The 468-nt window shown below is 67.1% G+C and carries 1 protein-coding gene; it reads left to right on the top strand.

Annotated elements, in window-relative coordinates:
* Window positions 1–126: 126 nt before the first annotated feature.
* Window positions 127–468 (top strand): DUF6344 domain-containing protein (locus LPA54_RS37810; protein ID WP_228984943.1); only part of this gene is annotated, 342 nt, incomplete at its 3' end.

Below are 468 nucleotides of genomic sequence, written 5' to 3'. Positions count from 1 at the left end.
CATGCACCCATCCGAGTGGTGTTCATCTGAACATCCACGCGGCACGGGCGTCGGTCCACCACTTCGAGGCCCCCGTACACATCATGAGGAAAGTACGCAAATCGCCCAACCCGAAAGTGAGGGGCCATGGCCAGGAACAAGGTCATGCAGCTGTGGAACACCGTTGTCACCGCCTTCCTCGCGCTGTGCACGGCGCTCGGTCTCATCACCACGGCCGCCGCGGCGGCCGTACCCCAGACCCAGAAGACGCGCAACAGCGACAGCGCTCCGAAGACCGAGGCGCCCGCGCCGACGGCCTCCCTGTGGTCCTGGTCCTTGATCAGGGCACTGCCCCCCACGATGAAGCAGCGCATCCACGCCGAGGCGCACGGCAAGTCCCCCAGCTGCCGGCACCGGCCCCTCTCGGACACGACCGCGGAACCGGACACCGAAGCGGAGCAGGGCACCGAAGCGGAGCAGGACAGTTCC

This window comes from Streptomyces sp. DH12, from assembly GCF_020873895.1.
GTDB lineage: Bacteria > Actinomycetota > Actinomycetes > Streptomycetales > Streptomycetaceae > Streptomyces.
Note: the sequence above shows the minus strand (reverse complement) of the source record. Positions and strands in the feature narration are given on the sequence as shown.